Raw genomic sequence first — 24,486 nt, forward strand, 5'->3', positions numbered from 1 at the left:
TTAAGGAGAGAAATTATGACAAGAGAACGTACGAAAGTAGTACAGATTGGAAATGTGAAGATTGGTGGAGGAAATCCGATTGCAATTCAGTCTATGACGAATACGAAGACAGAAGATGTAGATGCAACGGTTGCACAGATCCATGCGCTGGAGAAAGCAGGATGTGAGATTATTCGTTGCGCTGTGCCGACGATAGAAGCGGCGGAAGCACTTGGAAAAATCAAGAAGCAGATTCATATTCCATTGGTGGCGGACATTCATTTTGATTACCGGTTGGCGATTGCTGCGATTGAGAATGGCGCAGATAAGATCCGTATCAATCCGGGAAATATCGGGGATGCATCCCGCGTGCAGGCAGTGGTAGATAAGGCAAAAGAACATGGCATCCCAATCCGTGTCGGGGTAAACAGCGGTTCTCTGGAGAAGAATCTGGTAGAGAAATACGGTGGCGTTACAGCTGAAGGCCTGGTTGAGAGTGCCATGGATAAAGTACATATGATTGAAGAGATGGGCTATGACAATCTGGTTGTCAGCATCAAATCTTCCGATGTACTGATGTGTGTGAAAGCGCATGAGCTGATCGCTGACCAGTGTAAATATCCATTACATGTAGGTATTACAGAGTCCGGTACTTTACTTGCCGGAAATATTAAGTCATCCATTGGGCTCGGTCTGATTCTGCATCAGGGAATCGGAGATACGATCCGTGTATCACTGACCGGAGATCCGACAGAAGAGATCAAGTCTGCAAAATTAATTTTAAAGACACTCGGACTTCGTAAAGGTGGAATCGAAGTTGTGTCCTGTCCGACCTGCGGAAGAACGAAGATCGATCTCATAGGTCTTGCAAATCAGGTAGAGCAGATGGTAGCTGATATTCCGCTTGATATCAAAGTTGCGGTGATGGGCTGTGTCGTAAACGGACCGGGAGAAGCAAAAGAAGCAGATATAGGAATCGCCGGAGGAATCGGAGAAGGACTTCTGATCAAGAAGGGCGAGATTGTGAAGAAAGTAAAAGAAGATGAGTTGTTAGAAACATTAAGATGGGAGCTTTTACACTGGAATGAATAAAAAATTTTTTGAAGTATTTCCAACATTAAAGGTGAAAGATGATATGCGTCTGTTATTACAGGACGTAGAAGTTAGCAAAGTCACGACGAATTCTAATCGTGACTTTGTCCGTATTCATATAGAAAGTGCACATTTGCTTCAGAAGAAGATGATCTACCGTGTGGAATCTATGGTAAAGGAGCAGTTATTCGGAAAAAACAGACTCCAGATAGAGGTAAAAGAGCAGTATCATTTATCGGCACAGTATACGCCGGAGAATCTGCTTAACGAGTATCTGGACAGTATTCTGGAAGAACTGGGGACGGAGAGTGTCGTAGAGCGCAGCATGATGCAGAGCGCTACGTGGTCTTTTGATACGGAAAATGTACTGAGACTCCAGCTTACAGATACAATTGTTGCAAAGGGCAAGAAAGAGCATCTCGTACATTATCTGGAGCGGATATTTGCAGAGCGTTTTTGCTGTCCGATTGAAGTACACGTTACATATAAGAAAGCAAAAGACAGCAAATTAAAATATAATGACCAGAAGATTCAGCAGGAAGTAGAAGCAATTCTGGAACACACAGCGGCAGTGAGAGAAGAAAATGCCACTCAGGAAGCGGAAGCTTCAGACGAAGATAAGAAAAAAGAAACGAAAAAAGAGGAAAAGAAAGCAGCAGCGGTGCAAAAGTCTGCATCAAAACCAATGACTGGTGGAAAGGGTAAGAAATTTTCCGGAAACTTTGGTAAAAAAGAGCGGTTTTCTCCATTTAAGCGGAATCCGGACGATCCGAATCTGCTCTATGGACGTGATTTTGATGATGATCCGATCGAGTTATCCACAGTTGTAGGTGAGATGGGTGAGATTACCTTCCGTGGCAAAGTCATTGAATTTGATACCCGTGAGATCCGTAATGAGAAGACAATTGTCATGTTCGCAGTGACAGATTTTACCGATACGATCATGGTTAAGATGTTTGTAAGAAATGAGCAGCTCCCAGATGTATTAGGTGATATCAAGAAAGGCGCTTTTCTGAAAATCAAGGGTGTAACAACGATCGATAAATTTGACGGAGAACTGACAATCGGTTCGGTAACCGGAATCCGCAAGATCAGTGATTTCACAGAATCCAGAATGGATACTGCGCCGGAGAAACGTGTGGAGCTTCACTGCCATACAAAGATGAGCGATATGGACGGTGTCTCTGAGGTAGTTGATATTCTGAAGCGTGCCCATGAATGGGGACACAAGGCGATCGCAATCACAGACCACGGCGTGGTACAGGCATTCCCAATTGCCAATCATTTTATTGAAGGATTGGATAAAGACGATCCATTTAAGGTGATTTACGGAGTGGAAGGTTATCTGGTTGATGATCTGCAGGATGTTGCAGTGAATGAAAAAGGGCAGAGCCTGAATGACACATATGTAGTATTCGACCTTGAGACGACCGGATTCAGCTCAATCAAGGACAAGATTATCGAGATTGGTGCTGTAAAGGTGGAAAATGGAGTGATTACTGACAAATTCAGTACATTTGTCAATCCGAAAGTGCCGATTCCGTTTGAAATTACGAACCTGACGGGCATTACCGATGACATGGTTATGGAAGCGCCGGATATCGAGACGATCCTGCCTCAGTTTCTCGAATTTGTCGGAGATGCGGTACTGGTGGCACACAATGCAAGCTTTGATGTAAGCTTTATTGAACAGAATTGCAGATATCAGGACATCACACCGGATTTTACATCGGTAGACACGGTAGCGATGGCGAGAATCTTACTGCCGACTTTATCGAAGTTTAAGTTGAATGTTGTGGCGAATGCACTGCACATTTCTCTGGAAAATCATCACCGCGCTGTTGATGATGCGGGAGCGACGGCAGAGATTTTCGTAAAATTTGTGGAAATGCTGCGCGCCAGAAATATTAAGACGTTGACGAAATTAAACCAGTTTGGAGCGCAGAATAAGGATGCGATCAGGAAATTACCGTCCTATCATGTAATTATTCTTGCAAAGAACCAGACCGGTCGTGTGAATCTTTACAAACTGGTGTCGGAGTCACATCTGGACTTTTATGCGAGACGCCCGCGTATTCCGAAGAGTGAGTTGTCAAAATACAGAGAAGGCTTGATTGTAGGAAGCGCCTGCGAAGCGGGAGAGCTGTATCAGGCAATCTTAAATGATAAGTCTGAACAGCGGATTTCCAGAATTGTCAACTTCTATGATTATCTGGAAGTACAGCCGCTTGGAAACAACGAATTCATGATCGACAGCCCGAAGATTACGAAGGTAAACAGTGAGGAAGATTTGCGTGAGATCAACCGGAAGATTATTGCGTTAGGTGAAAAGTTCAATAAGCCGGTTGTGGCAACCTGTGATGTGCATTTTCTGAATCCGGAAGATGAAGTGTACCGCCGGATCATTATGGCGGGTAAGGGATTCCCGGATGCGGATAACCAGCCGCCGCTGTATCTGCACACAACGGATGAGATGTTAGAAGAATTTGAATACCTCGGTTCTGCGAAAGCAAGAGAAATCGTAATAGAGAATCCGAACCGGATTGCCGATATGATCGAACGGATTTCCCCGGTGCGTCCGGATAAGTGTCCGCCGGTTATCCCGGATTCGGATAAGACGTTGCGTGAGATCTGTTATAATAAAGCGCACTCCATGTATGGAGAGGAACTTCCACCGGTTGTTACGGAACGTCTGGAGAGAGAGCTGAACTCTATTATTTCCAACGGATTCGCTGTTATGTATATTATCGCACAGAAGCTGGTATGGAAATCAAATGAGGACGGCTATCTGGTAGGTTCCCGTGGATCCGTAGGATCTTCTTTCGTTGCTACGATGGCGGGAATCACGGAAGTTAATCCGCTAAGCCCCCATTATTACTGCCCGAATTGTCATTACAGTGATTTTGATTCGGATGAAGTGCGTGCGTATGCCGGAGGCTGTGGATGGGATATGCCGGATAAGAACTGCCCGGAATGTGGCACACCGTTGATCAAAGATGGTTTTGACATTCCATTTGAGACTTTCCTTGGATTCAAAGGAAATAAAGAGCCGGATATTGACCTGAACTTCTCCGGTGACTATCAGAGTAATGCGCATAAATATACAGAAGTTATTTTCGGAGCAGGTCAGACTTACCGTGCCGGAACGATCGGTACGCTGGCAGATAAGACAGCGTTCGGTTATGTGAAGAATTATTATGAAGAGCGCGGACAGGGAAAGAGAACCTGTGAGATCAATCGTATTGTAGGTGGATGTACCGGTATCCGCAGAAGTACCGGACAGCATCCGGGTGGTATTATCGTACTTCCACTGGGTGAGGATATTAACTCGTTCACTCCAGTGCAGCATCCGGCAAATGATATGACAACAGATATTATCACAACACATTTTGATTACCATTCCATCGATCACAACTTATTGAAGCTGGACATTCTCGGACATGATGATCCGACAATGATCAAGACGCTGGAGGAATATATCAGCTCACCGGCGATGGACAATGAATACAATGAAACAGATCACAAATTTGTAGCGACGGATATTCCGCTGGATGATCCGGACGTAATGTCACTCTTCCACGATACATCGGCGCTTGGAATCGCACCGGATGATATCGGAGGCTGTCCGGTTGGCTGCCTTGGTATTCCGGAGTTTGGAACGGATTTCGTTATCCAGATGGTTGTCGATACGAAACCAAAGACGTTATCGGATCTGATCCGTATCTCCGGTCTGTCTCACGGAACGGATGTATGGCTGAATAATGCGCAGGATCTTATCAAGAGTGGCAAGGCAACGATTTCCACAGCAATCTGTACGCGAGATGATATTATGACGTATCTGATCAATAAAGGACTGGACAGTGAGGAATCCTTTACGATTATGGAACGTGTGCGAAAGGGAACAGTAGCAAAGGGAAAATGTAAGGAGTGGCCAGACTTTAAGAAAGATATGATCGACCATGATGTACCGGACTGGTATATCGGTTCCTGCGAGAAGATCAAATATATGTTTCCGAAAGCCCATGCGGCTGCATATGTCATGATGGCATACAGAATTGCTTATTGTAAAGTTAATTATCCGCTGGCATATTATGGCGCTTATTTTGGAATCCGTGCTAATGCATTTTCTTATGAAAAAATGTGTCAGGGTAAGGAAAAGCTGCAATATTATATCAATGACTATACAAGAAGATCTTCCTCGCTTACGAATAAAGAGCAGGATGAGATGAAGGATATGCACATCGTGCAGGAAATGTATGCGAGAGGATTTGAATTTATGCCAATCGATATTTATAAAGCGAAAGCGACAAAGTTCCAGATCATTGACGGAAAACTGATGCCGCCGTTCTCTACGATTGATGGAATGGGAGATAAGGCTGCAGAGGCAGTAGAAGTTGCCGCAAAAGATGGTCCATATCTGTCCAGGGATGATTTCAGACAGCGTACAAAAGCAAGTAAGACGGTTATTGATACGATGAATGATCTTGGATTGTTTGGAGAACTGCCGGAATCCAACCAGTTATCATTGTTTGATTTTTAAACGGATATTTTAAATCATCATTACAGAAATATAATGAAAAGAAAGTAAAAAAGATAAAGGAGTCAGTAAGACATGGAAAGTAAGAAACGGTACAAAGGAATTATATGTATTATCATGTCAGCTTTTTGTTTTGCATTGATGAGTTTCTTTGTACGAATGGCAGGAGATCTACCACCGATACAAAAAAGTTTCTTTAGAAATTTTGTGGCGGCCATTTTTGCCGGCATTATATTAATGAAGAATGGAGTACCATTTCACTGTAAAAAAGAAAATTTAGGCTATATGCTTGGAAGATCCATCTGTGGAACGATTGGAATCCTCTGTAATTTCTATGCAGTAGATCATCTAGTGCTGGCAGATGCATCGATGTTAAATAAGATGTCTCCATTTTTTGCAGTAATCTTCAGCTACTTTCTGTTAAAAGAAAAGATTACGGTGCCACAGGGATTATTTGTAATCGGTGCGTTTGTGGGAAGTTTATTTGTGATCAAACCGACATTCAGCAATATGGATCTGCTCCCTTCCCTGATCGGACTGTGTGGAGGAATCGGTGCAGGAGCGGCATATACGATGGTAAGAAAACTTGGAGAGCGGGGAGAAAAAGGACCGTTTATTGTATTTTTCTTCTCTACCTTTTCCTGTGTAGTGACGTTGCCATGGCTGCTTTTTGACTATCATCCGATGAGTCTTGCACAGATCGGGATTCTGCTGTTTGCAGGATTGTCGGCGGCAGGAGGCCAGTTCTCTATTACAGCAGCATATTGCTATGCTCCGGCGAGAGAGATCTCTGTTTATGATTATTCACAGATTATCTTCTCGGCAGGACTTGGATTTTTCTTCTTCGAACAGATTCCGGATCTGTTAAGCTGGATCGGCTATGCAGTCATCTGTCTGATGGCAGTAGCAATGTTTTTATATAACAATCGCAGAACGGAGTAAAAGATATGAGACAGTCACAGATTACACAGTGGTGTCAGGCGATCATAGAATCGCAGGCAGTAAAAGAAGGCCTGTATATCGATGCAACAATGGGAAAAGGTGGAGATACCGCCTTCTTATGCAGACTTGCAGGTGAAAATGGACATGTTCTTGCATTTGATGTGCAGGAAGAAGCGCTCCATCTTACAAAAGAGCGTCTTACAAAAGAAGAACTTGCAGACCGGGCAGAGCTTTGTCTGTGCGGACATGAGCATATGGCAGAATATGCAGGAGAAGAGACTGTGGATGTGATCTGCTTTAATTTTGGATATCTGCCGGGGGGAGATCATAAGGTTGCAACCCATGCTGAAACCAGTATGCAGGCAATCCTGCAAGGATTGAAACTTTTGAAGCATGGAGGGATGATGAGTCTCTGCATATACAGTGGCGGCGATACCGGTTTTGAAGAAAAAGATGCAATTCTGAATCTGCTGCGTACACTGCCGTCAAGAGAATATACAGTGATCGCAAATGAGTATTATAATAGAAAAAATAATCCGCCGATGCCAGTGTTTATTTTTAAATCATGATATACGAGTAGAATTGTGGAAGTGTGAAGTATGGAGCAATTCGTATGGCATAATAATATACAGGAAGAAGGGAGTTCACAAGATGAGAAGAACAGACAGAGAAGTCACAGACAGAGAAAAACAGATGGAAATCCTGCATGTATGTAAAGTAGCAAGAATTGGAATCCAGGATGGAAAGGGCGTATATGTAGTGCCTGTAAACTTTGGGCTTGTAATAGAAACAGATAAATTGACAATGTATGTGCATGGAGCAAAAGAAGGCAAGAAACTGGACTTAATAAAAGAAAATCCATATGTTGGATTTGAGATGGACTGCAAGGATGAACTCGTTGAAGGAAAAGTTGCATGCCAGTACAGCTACTATTATGCAAGTATTATCGGCAGTGGCAAGGCATCTGTCGTAGAAGATCAGGAAGAAAAATGCAAGGCTCTGGCAGCGATCATGAAACATCAGACCGGTAAAGAGTTCAAAGACTTCAGTGAGAATCCGAAGCTTGCAGATGCAGTTGGAGTTTTCAAAATCGAAGTTGATGAATATACATGCAAGCAGCATGCATAAAAAGGTGTCTGTAAAGTGCCTTTTGTTCAATTAATGCTTTAAACTACGAAAGTAATGTGCTATACTATAACAAGTGGCAGGCGTAAAGGTTTTGCGCCTGTTTTCGTAATATTGGGGAGAAGAATCCCGGTAGCATGAAGGAGGATGTAACATGATTTGGGCAAAGGAAGAAACCCTGCCAAGAGCTGAGATTGAGAAGATCCAGCTGGAGCGGTTAAAAGAGACCGTACATTATATTTATGAAAAAGTAGAACCATACCGTGAGAAGATGGATGCAGCAGGTGTGAAACCGGAAGATATTCAGACGCTGGATGATCTGAAGAAGCTGCCATTTACATATAAAGCAGATTTCAGAGATCATTATCCAACAGGACTGTTTGCAGTAGATAAGAAAGAACTGGTACGTTTCCATGCAAGTTCCGGAACAACCGGTAAACCGACCGTTGTAGGATATACAAGAAAGGATCTGGATACATGGCTAAATAACGTGGCACGAATCGCCTGTATGGGCGGTGCGACACCAGACGATATCGCACAGAATGCATTTGGATATGGAACATTTACCGGAGCGCTCGGACTGCAGGGCGGATTGGAGAAGATCGGAGCAGCAGTCATCCCGATGTCATCCGGTAATACAAAGAAGCAGATTATGTTTATGCAGGATGTTGGAACAACACTTCTGATCGCAACACCATCTTATGCATTGCATCTTGGAGAAGAGATTCGTGCAAGAGGACTGGATCCGGAGAAGGATCTGCATGTCCATATCGGTCTGTTCGGCGGTGAGGGTATGACAGAACCTATGCGTGATGAGATGCACAAAGTATGGGGGGAGAATTTCCTCTGCACACAGAATTATGGTATGAGTGAATTATGTGGACCAGGTGTTGCAGGTGAGTGTGAACAGCTCTGCGGTATGCATATTAATGAAGACTGGTTTATCCCTGAGATCATTGATCCGAAGACAGAAGAAGTACTCCCACCGGGAGAAAAAGGAGAACTGGTTGTAACTTGTCTCGGAAAAGAAGCGCTTCCGCTTGTCCGTTACAGAACCGGTGACCTGACCAGATTATTTTACGAACCATGTAAATGTGGAAGAACTACAGTGCGCATGGAGAATTTATCCGGTCGCGCAGATGATATGCTTGTTATCCGTGGTGTCAATGTATTCCCGACACAGATTGAAGAAGTGATGTTACAGATTCCGGAGATCGGACCACATTATGAGATCGTAGTAGAGAGAAAGAACCGTCTGGATGTTATGACGATTACTGTAGAATTAGTAGATGACAGACTGCTTGACAGCTACAGCAAGTTAAGCGAACTGGAGCAGAGAATCAAAAAGGGATTAAAAGCACAGCTTGGACTTGCGACACAGATCAAACTGGTTGCGCCACATTCTCTGAAACGATTCGAAGGAAAAGCAAAACGAGTAACAGATTTACGAAAGGATGGACTGTAAAATGGCAGAAAATAAAAAAGTAATTATGCTCGGCAATGAAGCGATTGCCAGGGGAGCATATGAAGCGGGAGTGAAAGTTTCCGCAGCATATCCGGGAACACCGAGTACAGAGATCAGTGAGAATCTGGTAAAATATAAGGATTCTCTGTACTGTGAGTGGTCACCGAATGAGAAAGTTGCAACGGAGGTTGCAATCGGAGCTTCCGTTGCAGGTGTCCGTGCAATGTCCTGTATGAAGCACGTTGGATTTAACGTGGCGGCAGATCCGGCTTATACTGTTTCCTATATGGGAGTTAACGGCGGACTGGTTATTGTTGTCGCAGACGATCCGGGACTTTACAGTTCCCAGAATGAGCAGGATACAAGAATGGTAGCGCGTGCAGCACAGCTTCCGGTACTGGAGCCTTCTGACAGTTCAGAAGCAAAAGAATTTATGAAAATGGCTTTTGATTTAAGTGAGAAATATGACAGACCATTTGTATTCCGTACAACAACAAGACTCGCACATTCACAGGGACTGGTAGAGTTATGTGATCCGGTAGAAGTGCCGGACAAACCGTATGTAAAAGACATCCGCAAGACGGTTATGATGCCGGGCAATGCGAAGCTTCGCCATGTCGAGATTGAAAAACGCAATCTGGAACTCGCTGAAGTTGCAAATACACTTCCAATCAACCAGGTAGAGATGAACGATACGAAGATCGGTGTGATCACAAGTGGTATCCCGTATCAGTATGTAAGAGAAGCAATGCCGGATGCATCTGTTCTGAAACTGGGAATGGTGAATCCGCTTCCGAGAAAACTGATTGAAGATTTCGCTTCCAAAGTAGAGAAGTTATATATCGTAGAAGAGCTTGATCCGGTGATCGAAGAACAGGTAAAATCCTGGGGAATCAAAGCAACAGGTAAAGAGATCTTCACTGTTCAGGGCGAATACAGTGCCAATATGATCCGTGAAGCAATTCTCGGAGAGAAGCTGGATCTGAAACAGCCGGCGCAGGCACCGGGAAGACCGCCAATCTTATGTCCGGGATGTCCACACAGAAGTGTGTACTATGTACTGAATAAATTAAAAATGCATGCGGCAGGAGATATCGGATGTTATACATTAGGAGCCGTTGCACCGTTAAGTGTAGTAGATACAACAATCTGTATGGGTGCAAGTATTTCCAGCTTACATGGTATGGAGAAAGCAAAAGGTAAAGAATATATCAAAAATTGGGTAGCTGTTATTGGTGATTCTACATTCCTTCATACAGGAGTCAATTCCCTGATGAATATGATGTACAATAAAGCAACAGGAACGGTTATGATTCTTGATAACTCTACAACCGGTATGACCGGACATCAAGATCACGCTGCAACCGGCAAGACACTGCAGGGAGATCCGACTTATGCAATCGATATTCCGGCATTTTGTCGTGCAATCGGTGTGAAGAATGTAATTGAAGTCAATGCATTTGACATTGAAAAATTGGAACAGGTTGTCAAAGAAGAAGTTGCGAAAGATGAAGTTTCCGTTATCATTACAAAGACACCTTGCGTACTGCTCAGCAAGAAGAAAAAACCATTATACGTGGCACATGCAGACAAATGTAAGAAGTGTGGAATGTGTATGAAACCGGGATGTCCTGCAATGACAAAGAATGAGGACGGAACGGTTCATATTGATGATACAATGTGTACCGGATGCGGACTGTGTGATAGCTTATGTAAATTCGGAGCAATAGAATTAGTAAAGGAAGGTGAGAAATAATGGCAGTAAAGAATATTATGATCGTCGGAGTCGGCGGACAGGGAACCCTTCTCACCAGCAGAATCCTTGGCGGACTGGCAATTGCAGGAGGTTATGATGTTAAATTATCCGAGGTACACGGAATGGCACAGCGTGGAGGAAGCGTTGTAACATTTGTCCGTTACGGAGATAAAGTAGCAGAGCCGATCGTGGAAGAAGGACAGGCAGATGTGATCATCGCATTTGAGCGTCTGGAAGCACTGCGCTATGCACATTTCCTCAAAAAAGATGGTGCACTGATCGTCAATGATTGGCGAATCGATCCGATGCCGGTTGTGATCGGAGCAGCTGAATATCCGGAGAATATTCTGGAGAATCTGGAAAAAGATTACCGTGTCTATGCAGTGGATGCTACAGAGGAATCTAAGAAACTTGGCAATCCAAGAGTATTTAACTTAATTGTACTCGGAATTGCAGCACAGCACATGGATTTTTCCAAAGAGCTCTGGTATGATGTGATAGAGAAGACGGTACCGCCGAAAACAATTGAGATTAACAAAAAAGCCTTTGACGTAGGCTATCAGTTATAGGAGGTGTCTTATGATCAGACAGGTATCAGTATTTGTAGAGAATAAACCGGGAAGTCTTATGGATGTAACTTCCAGACTGACAGAAGCAGGAGTGAATATCCGTGCAGTGGCAACATTTGACACACCGGAATTTGGAATTTTGCGAATGGTTGTAGATAAGCCGGATGAAGCAAAAGAATATCTGACAAAACTTGGGTATGTTGTGCGTATCCATGAAGTCATGGGAGTCGCACTGGAAGACAAGAAAGGCAACTTAAATCAGATGCTTGCAATTCTTGCAAAAGGTGAGCTGAACATCAATTATATTTATTCGTTTATTATCCGGGATGGCAAAGAACCGGTTATGGTGTTTAATACAGATGATTTTGCGAAAGCAGAGAAAGTATTAAAAGAAGCAGAGGTTAAGATTGTAGAAGAAGCCGATTTATAATACAAAGGTATTTTACAAGTACGAAGGAGGAGAGTTAACACGACATGGCAGCAGTATCATTAGAAAACTGGAAAGAACAGATCAGAGATCCGAAAATCGAGTGCATGAGCAGAGATGAGATGACAGCACTTCAGAGTGAAAGACTGATAAAACAGGTTGCAAACGTATATGAGCATGTTTCATTTTATCGTAAGAAGATGGATGAGATGGGAGTTTTGCCGGGAGATATCAAAGGAATCGAGGACATTAATAAGCTTCCATTTACAACAAAAGAAGATCTGAGAAATAATTATCCGTTCGGTCTGCTTGCAGTTCCGCAGGATAAGATCGTCAGAGTGCAGGGAACGTCCGGAACAACCGGAAAGCTTACACTTGCATCTTATACACAGAAAGACGTAGACGTCTGGGGTGAATGTGTGGCAAGAGGTCTTACGATGGCTGGACTTACCGCAGAAGACAGACTTCATATCTGTTATGGATACGGACTTTTTACCGGAGGTATGGGACTGGATTTCGGAGCAAGAAAATTAGGCGCTATGGCGATCCCGATGTCAGCAGGTAATACAAAGAGACAGCTCATGTGTATGGAGGATTTCGGAGCAACTGCATTTGCATGTACACCGTCTTATGCATTATATCTTGCAGAAGCAGCAAGAGAAGCAGGAGTTGTGGATCGTTTACAATTAAAGGTCGGAATCAACGGAGCTGAGCCTTGGACAGAAGAGATGCGTCACAAGATCGAAGAACTGCTGAATGTCAACTGTTTTGATATTTATGGATTATGTGAAATCACAGGACCAGGTGTTGCGTTAGAATGTATCCATCATAATGGTATGCATGTTTATGAAGATTACTTCTATCCGGAAGTACTGAATCCGGCAGATAATTCTGCATGTGCAGACGGAGAGACAGGAGAACTTGTATTTACAACACTTGCAAAAGAAGGTATGCCATTACTCCGTTACCGTACAAAAGACCTTACAAGCATTGATCACAGCACTTGTGCATGTGGAAGAACACTTCCTAGAATCCAGAAGTTCAAAGGACGTACCGATGACATGAAAGTTATCCGTGGTGTTAACGTATTCCCGACACAGGTTGAGACCGCGCTTCTGTCCATTGGTGGCGGTGTAGCTCCACACTATATTCTGATCGTAGACCGCGAGAATAATCTGGACGTTCTTACAGTTATGGTAGAAGTAGATGAGAAATACTTCTCTGATGAGATTCGTAAATTGGACGAACTAAAAGCAAAAGTCGGTGCAGTCTTAAAACAGGCACTGGGCGTTGCAGTCAGAGTTAAACTGGTTGAGCCAAAGACCATCCAGAGAAGTGAAGGAAAAGCAAAACGTGTCATTGACAACAGAGAGATGTAAAAGGAGGGGACAATATGGGAATCAGTAATACAATCCAGCAGTTATCAGTATTTCTGGAAAACCGCGAAGGACGTATGGACGAAGTGCTACGTGTCCTTGCAGAAAATGATGTCAATATCGTTGCACTGAGTCTTGCAGATACATCCGATTATGGTATGCTTCGTATGATCACATCGGATCCGCACAAAGGACGTGCAGCTTTAAAAGAAGCAGGAATCACAGCAATGCTTACAGATGTTGTGGCGCTTCGTGTACCGCACGAGACAGGATCACTTGCAAAAGCGATGCACCAGATCGTGGAAGGAGAAGTCAACATCGAATATATGTATGCGTTCGCAAATGGTGTGGATGCGGCAGCAGTATTAAAGAGTGACGATCCGGGACGCGTGATCGATATTCTGAAAGGCAGTGGATTCGACGTATACAGCGCAGATGAAGCTTACCACGCAACTGACAGTTAAGGAGTCGTTGATTATGGAAAATGATTTAGTAAAGATCTATACAGCGTATGATCATATCCAGGCAGAGATGGCAGTTGGTGCGCTGGAGAATCAGCAGATTCCGGCACTCAGAAAAGAACTTGGAAATGCCGGTCTTCTGAATATTTACGGAACCAACTCCATGAGCGGGGAAGAGATCTATGTACCGAAAGAGAGCAAAGAGAAAGCAAGAGAAGTTCTGATCGCGATAGGATTTTTAGAAGAGGAATAAAAGAAAATGGAGGGATGTCTTACGGCAGGACCTCCATTTTCGCGTGTGACAGAGACATTGGAGAAAGAAAAATGAAAGCAGAAAAGGGAAATAATCTTGAGAAAGAATTGCAGAAAATGCTCACAGCAATCCATCCGGCGGATCCATGTGTGGCAGAAACCGCACTGAAACGCTGGAATTCAATTGCAAAGCCGTTGCATAGCCTTGGAAAACTGGAAAAAGACATCATCCAGATTGCAGGGATGACCGGTGATCCGAATGTACATCTGGACAAAAAAGCATTACTTGTGATGTGTGCGGATAATGGTGTAGTTGAAGAAGGTGTCACACAGACGGGACAGGAAGTGACCGCCATTGTTGCTGAAAATTTTCTGACCGGCAATACAAGCGCTGCGATCATGTGCAGACAGGCTGGTGTGGATCTCTTTCCGGTTGACATTGGCATGGTTACAGATACAAAAGTCCCAGATGTTAAGATCCGCTATGGAACAGCAAATTTCGTAAAAGAACCGGCAATGACGAGAGGAGAAGCAGTGCGTGCCATCCTGACCGGAATACAGATTGCCCGGGATAAGAAAAAGGAAGGCTATCAGATCCTCTGTATCGGTGAGATGGGGATTGGCAATACAACGACAAGCAGTGCTGTGGCATCTGTGCTTCTTGGAAAAGAACCGGAAGAACTGACAGGTCGTGGCGCCGGGCTTGACGACAGCGGTCTGCAAAAGAAGATACAGGCAATCTGTACGGGAATTGAAAAACATCATCCGCGGGCAGATGACCCGGTGGATGTACTTGCAAAAGTGGGAGGGCTGGACATTGCAGGAATGGCAGGCATCTGCCTTGGTGGTGCAATTGAGCATATTCCTGTCATGCTGGATGGATTTATTTCGGATGTGGCGGCGCTTCTTGCTGTGCACCTGTGTCCGGCTGTAAAAGACTATCTGTTGATTTCACACGTATCAAAAGAACCGGGGGCCGGGATGGTATTGCGAGAGCTGACAGCGGAAAAAGCCAGTGATGTCCACGGCATGAATCTCGGTATGTGTTTAGGAGAAGGAACCGGAGCAGTCGCATATTTACCGGTTCTGGAACTTGGATTATCCGTGTATCAGGAAATGAGCACATTTGCAGAGAATCAGATTGAGGACTACAAGGATTATACGAAAGAAAATCCGGCAAAGGATTCTCCGGAAAAAACAGAAGCAAATATAGGAGGAACGCCATGTTGCATGTAATTACCGGAGGAAGCGGAAGTGGAAAATCAGCCTATGCAGAAAACTGGCTGCTTGAACAACGCGAGAAAAATCTGTATGATGAAAATAGCGAAAATACGAATCCGTCTGCGCCACTCTATATTGCGACGATGATTCCATATGGAAAAGAAGGGGAAACAAAAGTTATAAAACACAGGAGACTGCGCGCGGGAAAAGGATTCCGGACATTTGAATGTTACCGGGATCTTGCGAAAGCAGACATTCCGGTAAATACGGGGATTCTGTTAGAGTGCATGTCGAATCTGACGGCAAATGAGCTGTATGACGAAGCAGGAAACATGAATAAACCTGAAAAAGTAAAAAGACAGATACTGGAAGGAATCCGGCATGTGATAGAAAAGACGGATTTACTTGTCATCGTTACAAATGAAGTTCAGGGAGATCAGATGGAATACAGCGGAGAGACGAAGATTTACCAGCGAGTACTGGGGGAAGTAAACCAGAGCCTTGCCGGACTTGCAGAGAAAGTAACGGAAGTCGTATATGGGATTCCGGTGGAGATAAAATAGATGAAGAAATTATGGAACAGTTTTAAAATTGCATTTGCAATGTACAGTAAAATACCAATGCCACAAAGCGAGTGGACGGAAGAAAATATGTCCTATGCTATGTGTTTTTTCCCTTGGGTGGGAGCTGTGACAGGCGGCATGTCCTATCTGGTCGTGTTGTTTGCAGATCTGTTAAAAGAAAGAGAAATCTCATTTGGCAGCCTGTTCTTTCCGGCAGTACTGACGGTGTTACCGGTTTTGATCAGTGGTGGCATCCACATGGATGGATTTCTGGATACGCAGGATGCATTAAGCTCCTGGCAATCGGAAGAGAAGCGTCTGGAAATCCTTAAAGATCCCCATGCAGGAGCATTTGCAATCCTGTCCGGCTGCGTTTATTTCATCTTGAGTCTTGGCATATATTCCGGCGTGACAGAGGAGAGCATGCGGCTGATCGGGATGGGATTCATACTATCCCGGACACTAAGCGGCATATCCGTACTTCGGTTTCCTCAGGCAAGGAAAAACGGTCTGGTTGCAGTATTTGCCGAGCGTGCAGATAAGAGAAGAACCTTTCGTGTATTGATCATCTATCTGGTGCTGGAAATTGTAGCATTATTATGGGCAGGAAGAGGAGCAGGGCTTTGCTGCGTGATTGTTGCAGGACTTCTTTTTTTGTATTATCATCATATGGCATGTGCAAAATTTGGCGGAGTTACCGGAGATCTGGCAGGGTATTTTCTGCAGATCTGTGAACTTGGAATTGCAATGGCAGCGGTAATTGTGACGAGTGTGTAGATGATGCCAGCGGCAAAAGCACGCGAAGTCCTATGGGTTGCAATAGTGTTTGGAGCAGATTTTGGTGGGAGAATAACAGGAGAGAAAAATGATATTAATAACAGGCGGAGCCTATCATGGAAAACGAAATTATGCAAAACAGATGTACCCTGGTATAGATTTTGTAGAAGGAATATCATGCGCAGAAGAGACAATCTTTGCATGTCAGGGAATGGATCATTTCCACAGTTATATTGAAAACCGGATGCGTGAGGGGAAAAAGCTTCCGGAACTTTTAAAAATAGTGGAAAAGTTAAAGTATGAAAATTCAGAGATAGTGTTGATCACAGATGAAATTGGATATGGAATCGTTCCGACAGATGCATTTTACAGAGAATATAGAGAGACGCATGGTAGGGTATGCACACAGATTGCGGCAGAAGCAAAAGAAGTGCACAGGGTAATCTGTGGGATAGGAACGGTGATCAAAGGATGAAAATCTATCTGATACGACATGGAAAGACAAAAGGAAATCTGGAAGAGCGCTATATCGGAAGGACAGATGAGCCTTTGTGCGAGGCTGGAAGAGAAAACTTGAAGAAATACCAGTACCCGCAGGTGGAGATGGTGTTTACCAGTCCCATGAAACGCTGTATGCAGACCGCAGAAACGATTTATCCGGGGCAGCAGTATCAATGCATAGAAGAATTAAGAGAGAGCGATTTCGGTGCATTTGAAGGCCACACATATAAAGAATTGTCCGGTGATGTCAGATATCAGGCATGGATTGACAGTGGCGGTACATTGCCATTTCCGGGCGGAGAGAGCAGGAAAGAAGTGCGCGACCGCTGCATCCGTGGAATCGAGACCGCATTGAAAATCGCGGAAAAGGAGCATGCTTCACAGATTGCATTTGTCGTACATGGTGGAACGATCATGAACGTGATGGAGAAATATGCAAGACCGCAGGGGCAGTACTATGATTTCCAGGTGAAAAACGGGGAAGGCTATGTGCTGAATCTGAAAAGCAAGACGGAAAATAACCAGTGTAATTACAGGAAGTGTAGCTTTGATAAAAAAACGGAGTGAAAAAATCTGGCTAAAACTGAAAACTCAATTGAAAAAATAATTTGAAAAATTGAAAAAATAGTTGCAATTTATAAGAATCTATGATATCATAATTTTCGTTGCAGAGAGCAACAAAAATAAATGCGGGTGTAGTTCAATGGTAGAACACCAGCCTTCCAAGCTGGATACGTGGGTTCGATTCCCATCACCCGCTTTTTTATATATGATGAACCAAGCAAAAGAGCAGAATCATTACTTATGTGAATCCTCACTTTGTAATAATTCTGCTCTTCTTTTGAGCTTTCATAGCCTGTTAAAGAGCAGGCTTTTCGTGCTATAAAATATTATTTATTCATAACGTTCGTCAATTACACGTTTTGTTTTCTTCTCACTTCTCGGAAGAAGACCGATTTCCACAACTTTTACAAGCGGAGTAAATCCGATCTTGCTCTTTACACGTGTAGCAATGCGGTCTGCAAGATCAAGGAAATCAACGGTTCCGTTTGTCTCGACGTAGATACGCATCGTGTCTTTGCCGTCCAGATGAGAGATGCGGATCTGATATTCGCTGGATACTTCCTTGAATTCTTTCAGAATCTCTTCAATCTGGCTTGGAAATACATTTACACCTTTGATCTTCATCATGTCGTCAGTACGCCCCATGATCGTATCCAGACGCGGAAATTTGCTTCCACAAGGGCATTCACCCGGAATAATGCGGGAAAGATCATGTGTACGATAACGGATCAGCGGTGCGCCCTCTTTTACAAGAGTAGTGATTACAATCTCACCGAGTTCGCCGTCCGGAAGAACTTCACCTGTTACAGGATCAATGATTTCAATGTAAATATAATCATCCCAGTAATGCATACCGCAGTCATGTGAGCAGCTGATACCGATTCCAGGACCGTAGATTTCTGTCAGTCCGTAAATATCATACAGCTCGATGCCGAGCTCTTCGGAGATACGTTTCCGCATCTTTTCGCCCCATCTTTCAGAACCGATGATACCTTTCTTCAGATGAATCTTATCTTTGATACCGCGACGTTTAATCTCTTCTGCGAGAAGCAATGCATAAGAAGAAGTAGAACCAAGGACTGTCGTTTTCATGTCCATCATCATCTGTAATTGTTTGTCGGTATTACCAGGTCCCATAGGAATGACCATAGAACCTAATTTCTCAGCGCCTGCCTGAAAACCGATTCCGGCAGTCCACAGTCCGTATCCCGGGGTAATCTGGATGCGATCCATATTTGTCATGTCAGTCATTTCGTAGCAACGTTTGAACATAATCGCCCAGTCGTCTACGTCTTTGGCTGTATACGGGATGATGACCGGAAGTCCGGTTGTTCCGGAAGAAGAGTGGATGCGGACGATCTTCTCCTCCGGTGCAGTCATAAGTCCGAGTGGATAGGCATTTCTTAAGTCACTTTTCTCGGAAAATGGAAGCTTCTGGAAATCTTCCGCACTGGAAATGTTTGAAACACCGGCTTCGTCCAGTTTCTTTCCATAGAAACTCTCGGCTTTGATAAGAGCCTGAATCTGTCCGTTTACCTGTGCAATTTGTGTTTCTGTAATTTTCATAGGTCTGTCCTTTCTGTTATGTAAATGAAATGTTTCATATCCGGTTATTTTGTATAATTTAATGCCTGAAGGTTCATGGCGTGGAATTTTTCCGGAAGTGTCCGGAGCATTACATGTTCGATGTCTTCTAAGTTGAAGTCAAGTACACCGGTACGAAGTGCAGTTCCAAGGAGAAGCATGTTCAGGACTTTGGATGAACCGATTTCCGCACAGGCTTTGTCAGCATCGATCAGTGTAAGATTCGGAACGTTTTGTTTTAAATATTCAAGCATTGGTTCGGAATCATAATTGCTTTCTGAAAGTGTTGCAGTTACCGGCTTGATCGCGCGAGTGCTTACAACAACATGACCGCCTTCTTTTAAGTATGGAAGCATACGGACCGTTTCGCCCGGTTCAAATCCAATGATCAGATCGGCAGTTCCGGCGGCGATCATCGGGGAATAGAGCCCTTCACCGATACGCACATGGCTGAATACACTTCCGCCACGCTGCGCCATACCGATCGTTTCGGCACTCATAACCGGAATATTCTGTTTCATAGCTGCGGCAGCAAGAAGTTTGGATGCAAGGACGGTACCCTGTCCGCCAACACCGCAGAGTACAATATTTTTAATCATGCTGTTTACCTCCTTTGATCGCATGAACCGGACAGATCTGACTGCAAAGTCCACAGCCGGTGCACATAGATGAATCAATGGAAACATTTCCGTCTTCTGTAATGATTGCAGGACATCCCAATTCCCGGATGCATTTCTTGCAATGGATGCAGGAGGAAATATCTACATGCATCGAGGTGCCCGGTTTTGTGACAGCAATGCATGGCGATTTGAAAATGATCGCTTTTACACCCGGCTTATCTGCGAGCTCTTTTACGCAGGAGACAGCCGCCTCGTGATCCAGTGGATTTACTGTTTCTACATCCTGCACGCCGATACCGCGAAGAACCTGTTCGATATTGATTTTCTGGACGATTTCGCCCATAACAGTGCGGCCGGTACCGGGATGCGGCTGGTGTCCAGTCATGGCAGTGGTTGAATTATCCAGAACAACGAGTGTCATATTCGCCTGATTATAGACCGCATTGACAACTCCGGTGATCGCAGAAGCGAAAAACGTAGAATCTCCGACAAATGCAAAGCAGGCAGTATCCGGTTCAATTTTTTCCACACCCTGTGCGATATTCAGACCTGCACCCATGCAGAGGCAGGTATCTACCATATCAAGTGGCCTGGCATTGCCGAGTGTATAACAGCCAATATCACCACAGAAAATAGTCTTGCGACCCTGCATTGCTTTTTTTACTGCGTAGAAAGAAGCACGGTGCGGACATCCTGCACACAGAACCGGCGGACGTACCGGAAGTGGAGGGACATCTGTAAGTTTTGGCTGTTCCTTTACCGGAAGATCAAGAAATGTGCGGATATAGGTATCTACGCTGTCTCTTGTATTTTCTCCGGCGTTGGCAGTATTGTGTGTCAGTTTTCCGAGAATTTTTACCGGAAGGTGATATTTTCCACAAATATAAGTAAGCTCCCGCTCAATGACAGGATCTAATTCTTCCAGACAGAGTACTTCGTCGAGTCCGTCTAAGAACTGGGCTGCCAGCTTTTCTGGGAAAGGATGCGGAGTCGAAATCTTCAAATGGCGGACCATACCGGTTTCAATCAGTGTTTCCATCGCATAAGTAAAACTGATACCGCCGGATACGATTCCTTTCCTGCTGTCTGCAAAAGTGTCACAGGCAGGATAGATTTTATTTTTCTCATAGGAAGAAAATATATCCGCTAATTCAACATTTCTGGCTTCTATCTTCTGATGGTTCTGGTAAGAAAGCCGTGGGAAAATAACCCAACGCTTTGAGTCTTTGACAAAGCCTTCCGGCGTATGTACAGTATATTCTTCCGGATCTTTGACAGATACAGAAGCATAGCCGTGACAGACACGGGTAGTCGGGCGCAAAAATACAGGAGTGTTATATTTTTCAGAGTATTCATACGCTTCCTGAATCATCTCATATGCTTCCTGCGCAGAAGACGGATCAAAACAAGGTAGCTTGGAAAATGCTGCGAAATGTCTGGTATCCTGCTCTGTCTGCGAGGAAATCGGTCCTGGATCGTCGGCGACAAGAATTACTATACCGCCCTTAACTCCGATGTATTCCAGACTCATCAGAGGATCGGAAGCAACGTTTAAACCAACCTGTTTCATTGTGACGAGTGTTCTTGCGCCACTGTATGAGGCGCCTGCGGCTAGCTCCATTGCTGCTTTTTCATTAACCGACCATTCGACATAGACATCATCCGGACGGTGTTTGGCAATTGTTTCAAGAACTTCCGTGGATGGAGTTCCGGGATATCCGGCAACAACATTGACACCGGAAGCAACAGCACCAAGTGCAATCGCTGCATTTCCCATTAAAAATTCTTTATGCATGATCTCACCTCAAGTTCGTTAAAAATAGTAATAATTAAAAATAAGTATAGTCTGTTTTGAAGTGAAATTCAATGAAATTCATACAAAGGGTTGTATAAATATTCAAATCATAAGCGAGATCGGACGCTTTTGTAACAATGTATGTGCATCAGAAAAAGCACAGTCATGATGGCTGTGCTTATAGTGTTGTTATAGCATTTTGCTGCAAGATATAATGGATAAGAAGCTGCCGGTGGCATATTCTTTTTTATATAATAGGAAATTGTATTTCCTATTATATAAAAAGCCTCCGGCAGGATGCGCACTGCGGCGTACAATGATGATGTCGCAAGCGACCGCCGCAGGCGCTAGAATGTGCCAAGGCACATTCTTTGTTCTTCCATACAGTTTTCCAGCGACTGGAAGAAGTCAGGATAAGACACATCCACGCACTGGCTGTCCAGGATCTGTGTTGTACCGTCTGCGATTAACCCGGCAACTGCAAATGACATGGCAATCCGGTGATCAAGATAACTGTTAATCTTAGCGCCTTTTAATGGCTGTCCACCGCTTTGCGGGCTGGAACCCTGAATGATCATGCCGTCTTCCGTCGGAGTAATAGTGGCGCCCATCGCACGGAGACCTTCTGTAACAGTATCGATGCGGTTCGTTTCTTTTACTTTCAATTCAGCAGCATCTTTGATGATGGTTGGGCCTTCCGCCTGTGATGCCATAACTGCAAGAATCGGAATCTCATCGATCAGCGTCGGAATCAGATTTCCTTCAATAGTAGTGCCTTTTAAATGGCTGGTGCGGACAAGCACATCAGCACGGCCTTCGCCGCCCTCGTAAGTCTGGTTTAACAGTGTGATATCAGCGCCCATGCCTTTGCAGACTTCTAAAAATCCGGCGCGGGTAAGATTCGTGCCGACATTCTTTACAAGCAGTTCACTGTCTGGAACGAGAAGCCCTGCAGCGATAAAATATGCAGCGGAAGAAATGTCACCCGGCACACAGATCTTCTGTCCGTAAAGCTGTTCACATGGTTCTACGTTGGCAGTTGCACTTCCGTCCGGGTGCATAGTAGAAGCGACTTCAGCGCCGAAACTTTGTAACATCAGTTCTGTGTGGTTTCGGGAAAGCGCCGGTTCTGTCACCGAAGTAGTACCGTTACCGTAAAGCCCGGCAAGAAGAACTGCGGATTTTACCTGCGCAGAGGCAACCGGTGATGTATAGGAGATTGCGTGAATCTTCCCCGGTGTGATGCGAAGCGGAGCACAGTTATTTCCGCCTATACTCGTAACATTTGCCCCCATCAGATTTAACGGAGTCATAATTCTTCCCATTGGTCTGGAATTTAAAGAATCATCACCGGACATAACAGAAGCAAAATTTTGTCCGGCAAGAATACCGGACATCAACCGGGTTGTTGTACCGCTGTTTCCGACGTTCAGAATGTCGGCAGGTGCAGACAGACCGTGAAGTCCTTTGCCGTGGACAAGGATACTCTGTGGTGTTTCTTCTATTTCAATGCCCATCTTCCGGAAACAGTTGATTGTTGACAGACAGTCGGCTCCTTTCAGAAAATGTGTGATCTCTGTTGTGCCAAGAGAGATTGCTCCTAACATGATGGAACGATGGGAAATCGATTTGTCGCCCGGAATCGTAACTTCGCCTCTTAAACCTTTTACTGGATAGATTTCTTTAACGCTCATAAACAATATACCTGAATTTCTGCAAGAGTGCGCCGGCTTTTTCCTGTGAAGCCGCATCGTAGAACTCTATACGCAGAACCCCCTCTTCAAATTCTCTGTTGTGTACAATGCCGATATTTTTAATACTGAGATTATTGGAAGCAAGGATAGTTGCAATTGCTGCGATTCCACCTGCTTCATCAATGATGTCACAGTAAACGGCAAAATTTTTCTTGATCGGACCTGCCGATGTTTCACTGATCGAGTTCCGGTAAGTACGGGAAGAATCAAAAAGATTGTAAACACCTTGTTCGTCTCCGGCGTCTACCAGTTCTTTTGCTTTTGTAAGTGTTTCAATATAGGAGCCAAGGATCTGGCTGATATTCTCCTTGTTCTGTGTGCAGATATTCTGCCACATTGTTGGAGAGGAAGAGGCGATTCTTGTGATATCTTTGAATCCTCCGGCGGCAAGATGCTTCATCAGCTCGTCTTTCGTATCGGTATCTTTTACAAAGTTGACAAGACTTGCTGCAATAATGTGCGGCAGATGACTGATCGTACCGGTTACGTAGTCGTGTTTTTTATAGTCCAGAATTACCGGCAGTGCTTTCAGTGCATTGACAAATGATTCATAGCGCGCTACCTTTTCATCGGAAACTTCTACAGATGGTGTCAGCACATAGTAAGCATTTTCAATGAGCATTGCTTTGGAATTGCTGTAACCGCTCTTCTCGGAACCTGCCATAGGATGTCCTCCGATAAAATATTTACCAAGCCCCAGAGTTTCTGCCTCTTCGTGGATGTTTGTTTTCACACTTCCAACATCTGTAAGAATACAGTCCTCATGCATATAGCAGGTAAGCTGCTTCAGATATGCACTGTTAAAAGAAACCGGTGCACATAAAAATATGTAAGAACAGTGATAGAAATTATCATCAATCGTAGTCGCTGCAACGTCGATCACAGATTCCTGTGTAGCGAGTGCCAGCGCTTCTTTATTTTTGTCGAATGCAACGATCTCGTAATCCGGGAAATACTGGCGTATCGCTTTCGCAATAGAACCACCGATCAGACCAAGACCGATGAATCCGATTTTCTGTTTGTCCATAGTAACTCCTTCCATAGATAAAGCCTGTTATTGGATTGAAAAAACAGGCTTTGAAACTTCTGAAATTTATTATATTTTCTTTTTTTGTGTTTGTCAATG

22 protein-coding genes and 1 tRNA gene are annotated in these 24,486 nt (G+C 44.2%); 18 read left to right on the forward strand and 5 right to left on the reverse strand.

Translation table 11 applies throughout. The features are described from left to right. Positions 1-15: 15 nt before the first annotated feature. The 18 genes from ispG to DW152_RS06600 all read left to right on the forward strand — a co-directional run bounded on the left by ispG (position 16) and on the right by DW152_RS06600 (position 17,803). Entirely contained in the window at positions 16-1,071 is a 1,056-nt protein-coding gene (gene ispG / locus DW152_RS06515) for a flavodoxin-dependent (E)-4-hydroxy-3-methylbut-2-enyl-diphosphate synthase (RefSeq protein WP_021860795.1), read from the forward strand. Then, a complete protein-coding gene (locus DW152_RS06520; protein ID WP_117536742.1) occupies positions 1,064-5,611 on the forward strand; it encodes a PolC-type DNA polymerase III in 4,548 nt (1,515 codons plus the stop codon). Before ispG ends, DW152_RS06520 begins: the two co-directional genes overlap by 8 nt. 72 nt (positions 5,612-5,683) lie before the next feature. Then, on the forward strand, positions 5,684-6,550 hold the full coding sequence (locus DW152_RS06525) for a DMT family transporter (RefSeq protein ID WP_117536741.1): 867 nt from the start codon (positions 5,684-5,686) through the stop codon (positions 6,548-6,550). 5 nt (positions 6,551-6,555) lie between these two features. Further along, positions 6,556-7,119, forward strand: coding sequence for a tRNA (mnm(5)s(2)U34)-methyltransferase (locus DW152_RS06530; RefSeq protein ID WP_021860792.1), 564 nt, complete (start codon positions 6,556-6,558; stop codon positions 7,117-7,119). An 82-nt stretch (positions 7,120-7,201) separates the two neighbouring features. Then, complete coding sequence (locus DW152_RS06535; protein ID WP_117536740.1) at positions 7,202-7,678, forward strand: pyridoxamine 5'-phosphate oxidase family protein; 477 nt, start codon at positions 7,202-7,204, stop codon at positions 7,676-7,678. A 151-nt stretch (positions 7,679-7,829) separates the two neighbouring features. After that, a complete protein-coding gene (locus tag DW152_RS06540) occupies positions 7,830-9,140 on the forward strand; it encodes a phenylacetate--CoA ligase family protein (protein ID WP_021860790.1) in 1,311 nt (436 codons plus the stop codon). Position 9,141: 1 nt separating this feature from the next. Continuing rightward, positions 9,142-10,896: an indolepyruvate ferredoxin oxidoreductase subunit alpha gene (iorA, locus tag DW152_RS06545; protein WP_118288225.1), complete on the forward strand. Its 1,755-nt coding sequence runs from the start codon at positions 9,142-9,144 to the stop codon at positions 10,894-10,896. After that, the gene (locus DW152_RS06550) at positions 10,896-11,465 is read left to right on the forward strand and encodes an indolepyruvate oxidoreductase subunit beta (protein ID WP_021860788.1); all 570 of its coding nucleotides are present in this window, start codon (positions 10,896-10,898) and stop codon (positions 11,463-11,465) included. The genes iorA (DW152_RS06545) and DW152_RS06550 overlap by 1 nt, the downstream gene beginning before the upstream one ends. A gap of 10 nt (positions 11,466-11,475) precedes the next feature. Next, entirely contained in the window at positions 11,476-11,895 is a 420-nt protein-coding gene (locus DW152_RS06555) for an ACT domain-containing protein (protein WP_021860787.1), read from the forward strand. 44 nt (positions 11,896-11,939) lie between these two features. Further along, entirely contained in the window at positions 11,940-13,271 is a 1,332-nt protein-coding gene (locus DW152_RS06560; protein WP_021860786.1) for a phenylacetate--CoA ligase family protein, read from the forward strand. A gap of 14 nt (positions 13,272-13,285) precedes the next feature. Next, the gene (locus DW152_RS06565; RefSeq protein WP_021860785.1) at positions 13,286-13,732 is read left to right on the forward strand and encodes a hypothetical protein; all 447 of its coding nucleotides are present in this window, start codon (positions 13,286-13,288) and stop codon (positions 13,730-13,732) included. A gap of 13 nt (positions 13,733-13,745) precedes the next feature. Next, positions 13,746-13,982, forward strand: coding sequence for a putative signal transducing protein (locus DW152_RS06570; RefSeq protein WP_021860784.1), 237 nt, complete (start codon positions 13,746-13,748; stop codon positions 13,980-13,982). A gap of 71 nt (positions 13,983-14,053) precedes the next feature. Then, positions 14,054-15,217, forward strand: coding sequence for a nicotinate-nucleotide--dimethylbenzimidazole phosphoribosyltransferase (gene cobT, locus DW152_RS06575; RefSeq protein ID WP_199537809.1), 1,164 nt, complete (start codon positions 14,054-14,056; stop codon positions 15,215-15,217). Next, entirely contained in the window at positions 15,205-15,765 is a 561-nt protein-coding gene (locus tag DW152_RS06580; protein WP_118288226.1) for a bifunctional adenosylcobinamide kinase/adenosylcobinamide-phosphate guanylyltransferase, read from the forward strand. Before cobT ends, DW152_RS06580 begins: the two co-directional genes overlap by 13 nt. Next, on the forward strand, positions 15,766-16,542 hold the full coding sequence (locus DW152_RS06585) for an adenosylcobinamide-GDP ribazoletransferase (protein WP_117536736.1): 777 nt from the start codon (positions 15,766-15,768) through the stop codon (positions 16,540-16,542). 88 nt (positions 16,543-16,630) lie between these two features. Next, positions 16,631-17,017, forward strand: a complete 387-nt coding sequence (locus tag DW152_RS06590; RefSeq protein WP_118288227.1) for a bifunctional adenosylcobinamide kinase/adenosylcobinamide-phosphate guanylyltransferase — start codon at positions 16,631-16,633, stop codon at positions 17,015-17,017. Next, positions 17,014-17,610, forward strand: coding sequence for a histidine phosphatase family protein (locus DW152_RS06595; protein ID WP_118288228.1), 597 nt, complete (start codon positions 17,014-17,016; stop codon positions 17,608-17,610). The genes DW152_RS06590 and DW152_RS06595 overlap by 4 nt, the downstream gene beginning before the upstream one ends. A gap of 122 nt (positions 17,611-17,732) precedes the next feature. Next, a tRNA-Gly gene (locus tag DW152_RS06600) sits at positions 17,733-17,803 on the forward strand. A gap of 134 nt (positions 17,804-17,937) precedes the next feature. Here the strand turns inward: DW152_RS06600 and DW152_RS06605 are convergent. The 5 genes from DW152_RS06605 to DW152_RS06625 all read right to left on the reverse strand — a co-directional run bounded on the left by DW152_RS06605 (position 17,938) and on the right by DW152_RS06625 (position 24,387). After that, on the reverse strand, positions 17,938-19,173 hold the full coding sequence (locus DW152_RS06605) for a phenylacetate--CoA ligase family protein (protein WP_118288229.1): 1,236 nt from the start codon (positions 19,171-19,173) through the stop codon (positions 17,938-17,940). A 44-nt stretch (positions 19,174-19,217) separates the two neighbouring features. After that, a complete protein-coding gene (locus DW152_RS06610; protein ID WP_118288230.1) occupies positions 19,218-19,790 on the reverse strand; it encodes an indolepyruvate oxidoreductase subunit beta in 573 nt (190 codons plus the stop codon). Then, entirely contained in the window at positions 19,783-21,606 is a 1,824-nt protein-coding gene (iorA, locus tag DW152_RS06615) for an indolepyruvate ferredoxin oxidoreductase subunit alpha (protein WP_118288231.1), read from the reverse strand. The genes DW152_RS06610 and iorA (DW152_RS06615) overlap by 8 nt, the downstream gene beginning before the upstream one ends. A gap of 347 nt (positions 21,607-21,953) precedes the next feature. Continuing rightward, positions 21,954-23,300 carry a 3-phosphoshikimate 1-carboxyvinyltransferase gene (gene aroA / locus DW152_RS06620; RefSeq protein ID WP_118288232.1) on the reverse strand — a complete coding sequence of 449 codons (1,347 nt, stop codon included), beginning with the start codon at positions 23,298-23,300 and terminating at the stop codon, positions 21,954-21,956. Continuing rightward, positions 23,290-24,387: a prephenate dehydrogenase gene (locus DW152_RS06625; protein WP_118288243.1), complete on the reverse strand. Its 1,098-nt coding sequence runs from the start codon at positions 24,385-24,387 to the stop codon at positions 23,290-23,292. Before DW152_RS06625 ends, aroA begins: the two co-directional genes overlap by 11 nt. Between the last annotated feature and the right edge of the window lie 99 nt (positions 24,388-24,486).

The sequence above is a fragment of the Dorea sp. AM13-35 genome, from assembly GCF_003473885.1.
In the GTDB taxonomy this organism is placed as follows: Bacteria; Bacillota; Clostridia; order Lachnospirales; family Lachnospiraceae; genus Dorea_D; species Dorea_D hominis.